An 11,959-nucleotide genomic window follows, 5' to 3' on the forward strand; every position below is an offset into this window, starting at 1 on the left:
GGGAGGGGGGACTGTATGGCCAAAACTTCCAAAGACAGGAATTTCACCGTTATGCTGGTGCCTCATTCACAAAAACCGCCAGTGATTTTTCGCTTTTCTTTACTGGTGTTGCAGTTTTTAGGTATCGCCTTGGTTTTCGTTCCAGTAATTTTGGTCAGCTTCTTCAACAGTTTTTACTCTGTCCAGTCCGTTTTGCCTGAACTGGAGGAGTTGCGACTGGACAACCAGATTAAGAGTGAGCAAATAGAGCAAATGGCCAATGAGACCCAGGTTATCCTGGACAACCTCCGGCGTTTGGAGCAACTGGAACAAGAACTGATGGAGATCACCGATATGGATGAGGCAGGCGAGTCAATGATTTCTGCCGCTGCGGCAGAACCGGAAAACGGTCCGGAGAATTACCGTGCGGTGGCTTCCCGCTCTTCTTACACCACTTATGAGCGTACTATTAGCAATATAATGGCTCTACAAGAGGCTTTGCCCGACCAAGAAGAGCGCATGGAAAACCTTAAAGAAACAATTGAAGAACAACAGCGCAGAGAAGCGGCAACACCCTCAATCTGGCCGACCTGGGGAAGAATTTCTTCCCCGTTTGGTTGGCGTCGGCACCCCTTGAGCGGCGGTCAGGACTATCATACAGGGATAGATATTGCCGGGCCGAGCATTTACGGAAATTCCGTTTTTGCCACCGGCAATGGCCGGGTTACCTTTGCCGGCTACCGTTCCAGCTATGGGTATCTGATTATTGTTGATCACGGCTACGGACTGCAGACATATTATGCGCATCTGAGCCGCATCCGTGTACAATCGGGACAAGTGGTCGAGAAGGGGCAGCTGATTGGAAACGTGGGTAATTCAGGCGCATCTACAGGACCGCACCTTCATTACGAGGTGCGCAGATACGGATCGCCTGTGAATCCAATTAACTATCTACCGTAAAGCTGGGAGGCGAGGTTAATGTTCAAAAAGAAAGAAGAAATTGACGTGACCAAGGTCGACACTGTCATCGGCAAAGATACCGTATTTAACGGTACTGTTGAGGCGAAGGGTTTGTTAAGGGTCGATGGGAAACTAGTGGGTGAACTGATTATCAACGGAGACGTGATAGTTTCTCCTACCGGCCAGGTCGAGGCTGGTATTCGCGCCCGAAACATATCTATAGCCGGCACCGTTAACGGTAATGTGGATGCTACCGGATTGCTGGAGATTGAACCGACAGGCAAACTGTTGGGTGACATCAAAGTAGCAAAGCTGGCCATCGGTGATGGCGCAGTTTTCCGGGGCGCCTGTGAAATGCGTAAAGATCAGGACACTGCCGGTTCAGCCAAAGCTGAAAAGCAGAAGCAGCAAAAAGCTTCTGAATAATAAACAGCCCCTTCGGGGGCTGTTTTTATGTGTTTTTTGCGGCCATCCCAAGTGTTCCCAAGGCAGTAATCAAGCCAAACCCAATTAGTTCAGACATCCTAATCACAACCGAAAGCCTGGTATTCTGTAAAACGAAATATTCCATAAAGCCGCCTACATTCACTATACCGGTTATATACATGTCTCCAACTGCCGGCAAACGTTTGTTGACACCCGCCCCTGGTTGTAATGCTCCCCGGCCGATATTAACCAAGCCTACACTGTCCATGTTTCCCAAGCTCGCATCCACAGCAATGATTCTGCCGGGAGGGTTTTCCTGAAGGGCATCAAGCGTTTGGACCAAGTTTGCCGCGTGGACTGGTTGCTCCAGGCAGCCAAGCACCCGAAATCCGGGGTTGCCTGCCAATAGCTGCGAGCCTACCAAGGGGCCCAAGCTATCCCCTGTTGAGCGGTCGGTGCCAATGCAGAGCACCAACACATCTTGAATTGGACAAGCGCTATCCGTAAAGACGTCTCCAATCGCTTTCGCCAAAGCTGACCGGGCATCAGGTTGCGTATAGCGGATCTTTGCATAATGTGGTTGGCTGCCGGCTAAAAATTTGCGCATAGACACCCTCCCTGTCCCCTGAATGGTAAAGTCTATGAAAATGGTCCTCATAAAATAACCAGCCGTTTAATAAAGTTAAACGGGGTGAGAGCAATGAGCAGAAAAGGTGTTGCTGTGGCGTTGACTTACTGCGGTGCAGTAGTTGGGGCGGGGTTTGCAACCGGTCGCGAAGTGGTGGACTTTTTTACAGTGTATGGGCGAATGGGGCTTTTGGGGGTGGCGGTCGCCTTGGCCCTGTTTATATGGGTGGGCACGACCATATTAGATATTACCCACAGTAAGGAAATTTATTCTTACCATGGTCTTTTAAAACTAGTTTTGACCTGGCCTCCGGCAGTATTCATTGCAGACGCGGTGTTTTGCCTGTCGCTGCTGATCGGCGCCGGTGTTATGACCGCTGCTGCAACAGCAGTGGTTGGCGGCGACGGGTTCAGTAATATTTTGTTTGGCACAATATTTCTAGCGATATGTGTATTGCTGCTCTATCGTGGCAGCAGCGGCTTGCTGCGCGCCAATACTGTGTTGGTGCCGGTATTGGTGGTGGGAATCATTGCCCTTTCAGCTGTTGAGTTGAGCGCCCCGGTCTTTGTTTTGCTGCGTCCCGGACCCGTATTTGCAGCCGTGCTTTATGTGGGGTTCAATACTGCAATGGCGGCGGTGGTATTGACCACCCTGGGGGAACAGCTGGACGCTAAAGCTGCCCGTACGGGAGGATGGCTTGGTGGGATATTTCTGGCTTCTATGTTGTTGATGGTCTATCTTGCAACTTCCGGTGTAACCAACGTCCCGTTGCCCATGGTTGCTTTAGCTGAGAAATGGCTTGGTGATTGGGCCTGGGCGTATAAATTATCATTGCTGGCGGCTGTGCTGACCACTGCGCTGGCAAACATCCATGGCTTGGCAAGCAGGATGTCGGCTTATGGAGCAGGATACAGACCCTTGGTTGTCGGTTCTGCTCTTGCAGCCCTGGTTATCTCCCGGCTGGGTTTTAGCAGCCTGGTCAGGGTAGCTTATCCGTTGTTGGGTTATTGCAATATAGTTCTTTTAGTGGGATTGTGCTATTATAAGTGCAAGCAAAGGCGTAATCAGTAAGGGGGGTTGGCATGCACGAAAAACCAAGCCAAGAGTTTCGCCGCAGCCTAATGAGAATGATAACGCTGCTTGTACTGGCGCTATTTGTCTACCGGGGCTTGGCTTTGGTGGTAGCCAATTATTGGTTGCTGCTCGCCCTTGGCTTCCTCGTGGTAAAGATTGCCCGAGACATTCTTTTTTGGATGATAACCAGAAAAAATCCGTTTTTTTTCTTTGAAGATTATCTCAAGGATACTGCCCAGTATATGTTGGTGGCGGCAATTGGTATCGGGATTGTATATCTTATCCTGACGTATGTTGGCGGGATGGTCTGGGAACCGGTGTTGATAGCAGCTTTGGCCTGGGTTTGGCGATAACCTGAGGAGGCAAACGCGATGTGGTTTGATTTGCTGCTACTGGCGTTGATGGTTGTCATGGCGATCTGGGCATTGACAGCTGGTGGATTACGTTTTGGGTTAGTAAGACTGTTGATTTCTGGAACAATAGTGATTGGTGCTTTGCCGCTGGCATCTGGAATGAACCAGTGGCTGCGTCCGGCCCTGGCACCTGTATATACATCAGCCATTGACGAAAAATTAGTGATAGCGGTGTCCGACACCGGTAGCGAGAAACTTGCGGCTGGACTGGGCCCGTGGCAGCATCGACTGGCTATGCCAGCAGCATCGGGTCCGGAATATATGGAAGCAGTACTTAATTTGACCTTAAATACTACCGCTTATATCATGCTTGCTCTTGCCGGATTGTTGTTCTTGGCTTTGGCTGGCTTCAAGGACAGGAGCCACAATCCCCGAAGTTTAGTTTCTGCGCTCATTGGTCTCCTCAATGGGTTTTTATTGGCATTGTTTGTAATGTTTTGCCTGCCGGTATTTACCTTAGTTGAACAGGGGACTGTGCTGGCAGAGGCAGTAAGCGGGTCTGCATTTCTAAACTTGTTTTTTCGTCTGCTGACGGTTTTTGTCGATACGCTAGGCAATTTTTTGCTGTGAAGGGGTGGTTTTGATGTACAAACCTGGTGATGTTGTTGAACTAAAAAAACCGCATCCTTGCGGCAGTAATCGTTGGACAATCATCCGGGTGGGAATGGATTTTCGTTTTCAATGCCAAAACTGCAAGCGTTCAGTGCTGGTGGAGAGAAAAAAAGCGGAAAAAGCAATAAAAAAGTTGTTGGATTCGTCAGATTAGTTGCATGTCCCACCTGCTGTGATATAATATATATCTGCCCCCCTGCTTCAGCCAGGAGCTGAAGCCGCAAGTCCATAGGAGGAGGTGAAAAAATGCGAAATTATGAACTGATTTATGTTGTCAAGCCCGATTTGGATGAAGAGGCTTTGAACCAACTGCAGGAGAAAATCACTTCTATTATCACCCAGCAAGGCGGACAGACTACCGAAGTAAATGAATGGGGCAAACGGCGTCTGGCCTATGAAATTAACGACTACCGCGAGGGTGTGTATGTAGAAGTTTCTTTTGTCGGTAACAATGCTGTGGTCCAGGAGTTAGACCGGGTAATTAAGATTACCGACAGTGTTATCAGGCACCTGATTGTTCGTCCACAAGAGTAAACCGGGGGAGGAATTTGATGTTAAACCGGGTTATCCTGATTGGCCGACTTACCAAAGATCCTGAGTTGCGCTATACCCCCAATACGGGAGTTGCTGTGGCAACCTTTATGCTGGCGGTGGATCGCTCCTTTACCAATCGGGACGGCGAGCGGGAGGCGGATTTTATCCCCATCGTCGTTTGGCGTAAGACTGCCGAGAACTGTGCCAATTACCTGGCGAAGGGTAGTTTGGTCGCAGTAGATGGCAGGATTCAGGTTCGCAGTTATGAGCAGGACGGTCAGCGGCGCTATATTACCGAGGTTGTAGCTGAAGATGTTCGGTTTATGCCCCGTTCTGTTCAGAGTGGACAAACCGGGCAAACTGCCCAGTCGGGACAACAGGTCGGGCAGGAAAGTTCCGGCCTAGACAGCTATGGCCGGGACGTCGATGACGAAGACATCCCATTTTAGATAGGAGGAATACTGATGCGCAGAGAGAGAGGTCGTAAGCGCAAAAGAGTGTGCAGTTTCTGTGTTGACAAGATTGACCATGTCGACTTCAGAAATGCTGACAAACTGCGTAGATATATATCCGACCGGGGAAAGATTCTACCCCGTCGTATTACCGGGAACTGTGCCCGCCATCAACGCCAACTTACTTTGGCGATTAAGCGGTCGCGTTTTTTGGCCTTAATGCCGTACTCAACTGAATAGACACGCAGGACGGGGCATATTTGTGCCCCTGTTTTGTATGGGGGAGGGAACCTCTTTGTCAGAGCACGAAAAGTTTACAATCGCGCAGAACTTAAAGATCTTGGAAGAACTTAAAGTGCAATTGCTCTCGGTAATTGCCGAGTTGTTCTCAGGGTTGCACCGCGGCCTGGAAACTCAGGTGCTTGAGGCCCTCAGCGGCGCTCTGGTCATAATATTCGGCATTGCCAGGAGAGCCGGCATCAGTTTCCGCGAGCTGGACCAGGCAGTGGAAGAAAAGCTGGTGGAAAGGGTTGAGAATCCCCGGAACAGTTTGCGGGAGACCGAGCAGCAGATTTTGACCTATTGGCGCGGAAAGCGGGTTCGGGCCAACGATTAGGAGGTATTCGCGTGAAGGTAATTCTCAAGCAAAATGTCAAAGGTATCGGCAAGGCCGGAGATATTAAAGACGTAGCCGATGGTTATGCGCGCAATTTCTTGTTGCCCAGAGGACTTGCTGTGGAGGCAGATGCCAAATCAATGCAAGATCTTGAAAAGCATGCGGCAAAGAAAAAATCGCAAGCTAACCGTCAGCGGGCAGAGGCGGAAACACTTCGCGAGAAAATAGAAACGGAGACTTTTACTTATGCTGTCAAAGCTGGTGAAGGCGGTCGCCTTTTTGGTTCTGTAACCGGCAAAGACATCGCTGAATTGCTGGCCAGAGAAGGGGTCCGCGTCGACAGACGCAAAATTAATCTTCCAGAGCCAATTAAGCAGCTTGGTGATCATGAGGTGGAAGTTAGATTACATCCTGGTATTACAGCAGTTCTGAAATTGAAGGTTGTTGGTGCCGAGTAAAGCACACCCCTGGACTAAACCGGGGGGTGCTTTTTTTCTTTGCCTTCCCCGAACATTAACGAGATTTTTGGCTAAATAATTCGGTTTGGCGTTGACCTCTGTATTGATTTAAGCTAAACTGTTGCGGGGAAAGATAAAGATAAGAGCCCAGTGCCGAGCAAAATTAGCGGTGCCGAAGAATACAGGAAGGTGGTCTCAGAATGCCGGCTTTGGTTGTTGTAGGTACTCAATGGGGCGATGAGGGAAAGGGAAAGATAACTGATTATCTGGCCAGTAAGGCGGATATTGTTGTGCGCTATCAAGGAGGCAATAATGCCGGACACACAATTAAAAACGGCGCCTCTACCCATAAGCTACATTTTATCCCATCGGGCATTTTGCATGAAGGCACTCTCTGTGTGCTGGGGAACGGGATGGTTATTGACCCCCTGGAACTACAGGCAGAAATTGCACGTTTGCAAAAGTCCGGTGTCAATACAAGTAATCTTCGGTTAAGCAACCGTGCACATTTAATATTACCATATCATAAGCTGATTGACGGACTTACAGAAGAACGCCGCGGGCCCAACAAGATCGGGACAACTCGTAAGGGTATCGGGCCGGCTTATATGGATAAAGCTGCCCGCTGCGGCTTACGTGTCGTTGATTTGCTGGATAAAGAAGAGTTCCCGGCTCGGCTGGCAGAAAATATACGCGACAAAAATCTTTTGCTGCAGCGTTATTACGATGTTCCCGGGCTGGAAACAAGCGCCGTTCTGGAAAATTTGCTCACTGTAGCGGAACTGCTGCGTCCATATGTTGATGACACATCGGCTTTAATTAACGATGCTCTGGACGCGGGTAAAAGAGTAGTGTTTGAAGGGGCGCAGGCGACATTACTGGATCTTGATCACGGTACCTATCCCTTTGTCACAGCGTCTAATCCCGTTGCCGGCGGCGTCTGCATTGGCGCTGGTGTGGGGCCCACTAGGATTGACAAAGTTTTGGGTGTTGCCAAAGCATACACAACGCGGGTTGGAGATGGGCCATTCCCCACCGAATTATTTGATGACACCGCTGACGAAATTCGCCAGCGCGGTAATGAATACGGGACTACCACCGGCCGTTCCAGACGGGTGGGTTGGCTTGATGGCGTGATTTTGCGCTACGCCCGCAGCGTCAGTGGCTTAGATATGCTCTGCCTCACTCTGCTGGATGTACTCAGTGGGTTTGATGTCTTGAAAATCTGCACCCATTATGAGTTGGACGGACAGGCAACCACCCGGTTCCCAGCCAGCATCCGTGAGCTGGGCCGTTCTAATCCAGTGTTTAAGGAGCTGCCTGGGTGGCAAGAAGATATTAGCACATGCGCCACTTGGGATGAGCTCCCCGAAAACGCCAAAAATTATGTGCGTGAAGTGGAGAATATTTCCGGAGTGCCGGTGACGATGATTTCTGTGGGACCAAAACGGGAACAGACGATTGTTAGGGGCGACGTCTTTTAAGTAGGTTTATTCTGGGACGCAATTTAGCACGAAGCAATAAGGTTAGTTATTTTGTTGGGTCGCATTATCCGTAATATTTGGCACAAAAAACCTACTTGACAGCCTATAACTTCTGTAGTATCCTCTATTAGTGTCAATTGGGCCATTAGCTCAGCTGGTAGAGCACCTGACTTTTAATCAGGGTGTCGGTGGTTCGAGTCCACCATGGCTCACCATATTCTAGGCCCCTTGGAGAAGCGGCTTAACTCACCAGCCTTTCACGCTGGCATTCAGGGGTTCGAATCCCCTAGGGGTCACCATAAGCGGAGCTGTGGTGTAGTGGCCTAACATGCCTGCCTGTCACGCAGGAGATCGCGGGTTCGACTCCCGTCAGCTCCGCCATACTTTTGCCGCGGTAGCTCAGTCGGTAGAGCAGTGGACTGAAAATCCACGTGTCGGCAGTTCAATTCTGCCCTGCGGCACCATTTTTTCTTTGCCGGCGTAGCTCAATTGGTAGAGCAGCTGAATCGTAATCAGCAGGTTGCGGGTTCGAGTCCCATCGCCGGCTCCAAGTAGTACTCCCTTAAGGGAGTTTTTTTGTTTTTTTAAAGGAATTTTCCGCCATATTAGCGAATGTTTTTATATTGTGGTTAATACTATATCGAGAAAGGAGGAGGTTGCCCAGGTGGTGAATAGAGAAATTGCAGCACGGACTGTAAAATGCGCGGTAGCTATGATACTATTGGTTGCTTTAGGCTGCGGCCTGGTTTTCACGGGACTGAATTTGGTTGAACCGCAATTTGTGTACGCAGTCTATGTCGAAGATGACCTTATTGGTTATGTCCCGAGCTTGGACGAGTATCAAAAAATGGTTACACAAATCACTGCCAGAGCGGAAGCACACTGGGATTGCAATCTGATTGTCAACGAAGAAATTCGTGTTGAACAAGTCCGGCAATGGTCACCATCTTTGTCGCAGGCAAAGACAGAGGCCTATTTAGAGAATATGCTAACCTACATAACCAGTGGCTGGGCAATTAAAGTTGATGGTCAGACAGTAGCTATTTTAGAAGCTGAGGAAGAAGCTGAAGCAGCTTTGGAGGAGTTTCAGGCTCGGTACCACCCAAATTCCCGAAACCGTGAATTGTTATCATTGAGTTTGTTAGAGGAAGTGCGAATTGAACAGGTGGCCGTTGAACCGGAAGATTTATACTCCTACGATCAATGCTTGGCTGTTTTGCAGACAGGGCAGCAAAACTCAGACTCTTATCGTGTGCAAAGAGGAGATACACTGAGTGGCATCGCCAGGTCAAATAACTTATCCATGTCAGAGCTACGCGAGGCAAATCCCAATGTTAACGGCGACTTTATTCAGGTGGGACAGGTTCTTAACCTGGAGAGCACTTCTCCTCTGCTTCATGTAAAGACTGTAGAGGAACTACGTGTTACCGAGAGCATTTCACCGCCGGTGAAGTATAATTCCTCGGGCAGCCTGTGGTATTATCAAAGTCAGGTTGTTGAATCCGGTTCCGCTGGCAGCCGCGATGTTGTGTACCGGGTTGAGCTGCTCAATGGAATCGAGCAGAAACGCACCACCGAAAGGGTGGATGTGACCAAGCAGCCCAGCACCAGGGTAGTGACCCGCGGCACATCTCGCTGGCCTTCCCGCTCAACGGGGATGTTTCGGTGGCCGCTGGACTCGGGAAGAATTAGCGATTATTTTGGCTCAAGGCGTTGGGGACGCAGACATCTAGGTGTCGACATCGCTGCCAGTCCAGGGACGCCAATTCGCGCAGCGGCAGGTGGTACGGTAAGCACCGCTGGCTGGCATAATTCCTATGGCTATTATGTGATTATTGAGCATGGCAGCGGCTATTCTACTCTTTATGCCCATATGCGCACAAGCCCGTCAGTCTCGGTTGGCCAGAGTGTAAGTAGCGGCCAGGTCATCGGCCAAGTGGGAAGCACCGGACAAAGCACCGGTGCCCATCTCCACTTTGAAGTTCGCCACAATGGAAACCATGTAAATCCGCTCAACTTTTTTGCGCCTTAAGCCGGACCTTGGTCCGGCTTATGTTATTAATTACCTAAAGGATTTTCTCTATGTAAAGCGAAGGGCTTATAGAATCAAATTTAGCAGGGGAGAGGAGCTGGCGTTGAAGAAATCAGTTGCAGCAATACTTACAATCTTGAGTTTGTTTGCTTTTTTTGTTTTGGCAGGTTATTTTTACTATCAGCCGGGTTTTGTCTATGCTGTCAGCGTCAATGGCCAGGATATCGGCGCTGTTTCCAATCCCGACGAATATACGGGCGTATTGGCGGAGCTTTTGGAGGTAGAAGAGGAAAAAACAGGCCTGAACCTGGGATTTGCTGAAGAAGTCAGCGCCCGCAGGGAGTTTCAACTGCAGCCGGAACCCGATGCGGAACAGGTGGAGGCCCGCCTAAAAAACTTAACAACTTTCAAAGCTACCAGCTGCGCTGTCCTCATTGATGGTGAAGTGCGTTTTTTTGTTGATACGGAGGATACGGCGCAATTAGCCTTGGAAACAGCAAAGGCCCAATTTGTCGGTAACGGCGACAATGTGCAAACCGTCTCTGTACAGGAAGACATTCGTTTTATCGAGCAGGTGGTGGACCCGGATCAGGTAATTGAAGCCGATCAGGCCGTTAGTTTGCTTATTCAGGGGCGAGAAACAGTCGATACCTACACTGTGCAAAGGGGCGACAATCTCTGGGCAATTTCCCGGTCAGCAAATGTGAGTGAAGCGTCGCTTAAGGAAGCTAATCCGGATTTAAAAGAAACTAATGTGGTTTATGAGGGTCAGGAATTGAACCTCGTTACTGCCGAACCGTTGATTTCAGTCCGGGTGGTGGAGACGGAGACTAAAGATGAGTCAATACCTTTCACAACGACCTACAGAAATTCGGACAATGTTTGGTATTATTCTCAACGGGTCGGCCAGCCCGGCGTAAACGGAACCAAGCAGATAACTTATGAGGTTGAGTATGTCAACGGTCGCGAGGTTGGTCGGACAGTTGTCGACAGCAAAGTCGTTTCAGAACCACAAAATCGGATTATCGAGCGCGGCACTTCCCGCTGGCCTTCAGGTGGCCGCGGCGCGTTCCGCTGGCCTTTGAATACCGGCAGGATAACAGACCGTTTTGGGGCCTTTCAGTCTTGGCGCGCTACCCGTCACTCAGGGGTAGATATTGGCGCACCAGCGGGAACCCCGATTTATGCTGCTGCCTCCGGTACTGTAGTTGCTTCCACTTATAACAACTCGTACGGGTACATGGTTGTCATTCGTCATAGCAACGGATACTTTACTCTTTATGCCCATATGCAGGCCCGTTCGTCTTTGTCGGTGGGCCAAAGTGTCAGCTCAGGTCAGATGATTGGGCGTGTAGGCAGTACCGGGCAAAGCACGGGACCACATCTGCACTTTGAAACTCGGCGGCCCGCTTCAACTTGGAATCAAGCGACACCGGTTGATCCGCTACAATTTTTTAATCCATAGTCCTGTACAATCTGTGCAGGACTTTTTTTAACGCCAAAATCATGATATTATGTAAACCGGGAGGGGACAAATGCGAAAACTATGGCAGGTAATAGTTGCTGTACTAGTTATTGTTGTCATAACAGGCTCCTTGACAGTTGGGTTCGGCCTGGTCAACCGTATATACTGGGTTGCGCGTACTTCAGGTTACAGGGTTGTTTCGTCAGGGGACAATGTTTTGCGTGTCAATCCTGAGTTTGCCGAGCATATACCGGCGCTTAAATCCAAAGTCGACTATTGGCAGGACAAGCTAGATGCATACTTCGGCGCAGAGGTTCACCAACCCCTTATCGTCCTAACAAAACCGGAACGCTTGCAAGCAATGATTGGTGGCAGCGAATATAGTCTTGACACCGCCGGCGCCTATAGTGAAGGCGTGGTTTTATTGACAGTCAAGGAAAACGGGCTTCCTGAGCAGGCGGTGTTGGTCCATGAACTGGCTCACCATTATGTGCATGAGCTAAGCAGGGGAAACTACCCAGTTTGGTATAGCGAAGGACTGGCTCAGTTGGCAGAATGGTCTCTGACGGGTTACTTGTGGTTTGACGTTAACGAAAATTACACTTATTATAAATATAACGTGAGCGAATTGGACGAGAACTTTTATGGTTTGGATAGTCAGGCATCTGCCTATCGGCGGGCCTTTGAAGTGGCCAGGTTTTTGTCTGATCTGGATGGACAAGCCAATTATAAAATATTAAAGGAGTTGGCGGCTGGCAAAAATTTTCCCGCTGCTTTATATGATGCTACTGGCTTGAGCTTGACAGATTTAGACGAGTTTTGAAAT

Annotated in this window: 16 protein-coding genes and 5 tRNA genes; 20 read left to right on the plus strand and 1 reads right to left on the minus strand. The window is 49.5% G+C overall.

Annotated elements, in window-relative coordinates; translation table 11 throughout:
* Positions 1-15 precede the first annotated feature (15 nt).
* Both FH749_00240 and FH749_00245 read left to right on the plus strand, forming a co-directional pair.
* Positions 16-939, plus strand: coding sequence for a hypothetical protein (locus FH749_00240; protein ID MTI93909.1), 924 nt, complete (start codon positions 16-18; stop codon positions 937-939).
* Positions 940-957: 18 nt separating this feature from the next.
* Positions 958-1,365 (plus strand): polymer-forming cytoskeletal protein, encoded by a 408-nt coding sequence (locus tag FH749_00245; protein ID MTI93910.1) that lies wholly within the window; start codon positions 958-960, stop codon positions 1,363-1,365.
* A 25-nt stretch (positions 1,366-1,390) separates the two neighbouring features.
* Here the strand turns inward: FH749_00245 and yyaC are convergent, their stop codons facing one another.
* The gene (yyaC, locus tag FH749_00250; protein ID MTI93911.1) at positions 1,391-1,972 is read right to left on the minus strand and encodes a spore protease YyaC; all 582 of its coding nucleotides are present in this window, start codon (positions 1,970-1,972) and stop codon (positions 1,391-1,393) included.
* A 93-nt stretch (positions 1,973-2,065) separates the two neighbouring features.
* On the opposite strand from yyaC, the gene FH749_00255 reads away from it, so the two are divergent.
* From FH749_00255 to FH749_00340, 18 genes are all read left to right on the plus strand, one after another.
* A complete protein-coding gene (locus FH749_00255) occupies positions 2,066-3,064 on the plus strand; it encodes a hypothetical protein (GenBank protein MTI93912.1) in 999 nt (332 codons plus the stop codon).
* An 11-nt stretch (positions 3,065-3,075) separates the two neighbouring features.
* On the plus strand, positions 3,076-3,420 hold the full coding sequence (locus tag FH749_00260; GenBank protein ID MTI93913.1) for a hypothetical protein: 345 nt from the start codon (positions 3,076-3,078) through the stop codon (positions 3,418-3,420).
* 18 nt (positions 3,421-3,438) lie between these two features.
* On the plus strand, positions 3,439-4,050 hold the full coding sequence (locus FH749_00265) for a hypothetical protein (protein ID MTI93914.1): 612 nt from the start codon (positions 3,439-3,441) through the stop codon (positions 4,048-4,050).
* 13 nt (positions 4,051-4,063) lie between these two features.
* On the plus strand, positions 4,064-4,246 hold the full coding sequence (locus FH749_00270) for a DUF951 domain-containing protein (protein ID MTI93915.1): 183 nt from the start codon (positions 4,064-4,066) through the stop codon (positions 4,244-4,246).
* Between the two features lie 92 nt (positions 4,247-4,338).
* Positions 4,339-4,626 (plus strand): 30S ribosomal protein S6, encoded by a 288-nt coding sequence (locus FH749_00275; GenBank protein ID MTI93916.1) that lies wholly within the window; start codon positions 4,339-4,341, stop codon positions 4,624-4,626.
* 17 nt (positions 4,627-4,643) lie between these two features.
* Complete coding sequence (gene ssb / locus FH749_00280; GenBank protein ID MTI93917.1) at positions 4,644-5,075, plus strand: single-stranded DNA-binding protein; 432 nt, start codon at positions 4,644-4,646, stop codon at positions 5,073-5,075.
* A gap of 15 nt (positions 5,076-5,090) precedes the next feature.
* Positions 5,091-5,318: a 30S ribosomal protein S18 gene (rpsR, locus tag FH749_00285; GenBank protein MTI93918.1), complete on the plus strand. Its 228-nt coding sequence runs from the start codon at positions 5,091-5,093 to the stop codon at positions 5,316-5,318.
* A 22-nt stretch (positions 5,319-5,340) separates the two neighbouring features.
* Positions 5,341-5,694 carry a hypothetical protein gene (locus FH749_00290; GenBank protein ID MTI93919.1) on the plus strand — a complete coding sequence of 118 codons (354 nt, stop codon included), beginning with the start codon at positions 5,341-5,343 and terminating at the stop codon, positions 5,692-5,694.
* Positions 5,695-5,705: 11 nt separating this feature from the next.
* Positions 5,706-6,152 carry a 50S ribosomal protein L9 gene (locus FH749_00295; protein ID MTI93920.1) on the plus strand — a complete coding sequence of 149 codons (447 nt, stop codon included), beginning with the start codon at positions 5,706-5,708 and terminating at the stop codon, positions 6,150-6,152.
* Between the two features lie 200 nt (positions 6,153-6,352).
* Complete coding sequence (locus FH749_00300) at positions 6,353-7,636, plus strand: adenylosuccinate synthase (GenBank protein ID MTI93921.1); 1,284 nt, start codon at positions 6,353-6,355, stop codon at positions 7,634-7,636.
* Between the two features lie 139 nt (positions 7,637-7,775).
* Positions 7,776-7,851: transfer RNA gene (locus FH749_00305), tRNA-Lys, on the plus strand.
* 7 nt (positions 7,852-7,858) lie between these two features.
* Positions 7,859-7,935 (plus strand) — tRNA-Glu (locus tag FH749_00310).
* A gap of 5 nt (positions 7,936-7,940) precedes the next feature.
* A tRNA-Asp gene (locus FH749_00315) sits at positions 7,941-8,017 on the plus strand.
* Positions 8,018-8,024: 7 nt separating this feature from the next.
* Positions 8,025-8,100 (plus strand) — tRNA-Phe (locus tag FH749_00320).
* A gap of 10 nt (positions 8,101-8,110) precedes the next feature.
* A tRNA-Thr gene (locus tag FH749_00325) sits at positions 8,111-8,186 on the plus strand.
* 114 nt (positions 8,187-8,300) lie between these two features.
* Positions 8,301-9,668 (plus strand): M23 family metallopeptidase, encoded by a 1,368-nt coding sequence (locus FH749_00330; protein MTI93922.1) that lies wholly within the window; start codon positions 8,301-8,303, stop codon positions 9,666-9,668.
* Between the two features lie 103 nt (positions 9,669-9,771).
* Positions 9,772-11,133 (plus strand): LysM peptidoglycan-binding domain-containing protein, encoded by a 1,362-nt coding sequence (locus FH749_00335; protein ID MTI93923.1) that lies wholly within the window; start codon positions 9,772-9,774, stop codon positions 11,131-11,133.
* Between the two features lie 70 nt (positions 11,134-11,203).
* Positions 11,204-11,956, plus strand: a complete 753-nt coding sequence (locus tag FH749_00340) for a hypothetical protein (GenBank protein MTI93924.1) — start codon at positions 11,204-11,206, stop codon at positions 11,954-11,956.
* Positions 11,957-11,959 lie beyond the last annotated feature (3 nt).

The sequence above is a fragment of the Bacillota bacterium genome, assembly GCA_009711825.1.
Taxonomy (GTDB): domain Bacteria; phylum Bacillota; class Proteinivoracia; order UBA4975; family VEMY01; genus VEMY01.

Excerpts from the sequence above, each read along its gene's own strand:
- FH749_00240 (MTI93909.1), top strand. The coding sequence starts at position 16 with ATGGCCAAAACTTCCAAAGACAGGAATTTCACCGTTATGCTGGTGCCT.
- FH749_00245 (MTI93910.1), top strand. The coding sequence starts at position 958 with ATGTTCAAAAAGAAAGAAGAAATTGACGTGACCAAGGTCGACACTGTC.
- yyaC (MTI93911.1), bottom strand. The coding sequence starts at position 1,972 with ATGCGCAAATTTTTAGCCGGCAGCCAACCACATTATGCAAAGATCCGC.
- FH749_00255 (MTI93912.1), top strand. The coding sequence starts at position 2,066 with ATGAGCAGAAAAGGTGTTGCTGTGGCGTTGACTTACTGCGGTGCAGTA.
- FH749_00260 (MTI93913.1), top strand. The coding sequence starts at position 3,076 with ATGCACGAAAAACCAAGCCAAGAGTTTCGCCGCAGCCTAATGAGAATG.
- FH749_00265 (MTI93914.1), top strand. The coding sequence starts at position 3,439 with ATGTGGTTTGATTTGCTGCTACTGGCGTTGATGGTTGTCATGGCGATC.
- FH749_00270 (MTI93915.1), top strand. The coding sequence starts at position 4,064 with ATGTACAAACCTGGTGATGTTGTTGAACTAAAAAAACCGCATCCTTGC.
- FH749_00275 (MTI93916.1), top strand. The coding sequence starts at position 4,339 with ATGCGAAATTATGAACTGATTTATGTTGTCAAGCCCGATTTGGATGAA.
- ssb (MTI93917.1), top strand. The coding sequence starts at position 4,644 with ATGTTAAACCGGGTTATCCTGATTGGCCGACTTACCAAAGATCCTGAG.
- rpsR (MTI93918.1), top strand. The coding sequence starts at position 5,091 with ATGCGCAGAGAGAGAGGTCGTAAGCGCAAAAGAGTGTGCAGTTTCTGT.
- FH749_00300 (MTI93921.1), top strand. The coding sequence starts at position 6,353 with ATGCCGGCTTTGGTTGTTGTAGGTACTCAATGGGGCGATGAGGGAAAG.
- FH749_00340 (MTI93924.1), top strand. The coding sequence starts at position 11,204 with ATGCGAAAACTATGGCAGGTAATAGTTGCTGTACTAGTTATTGTTGTC.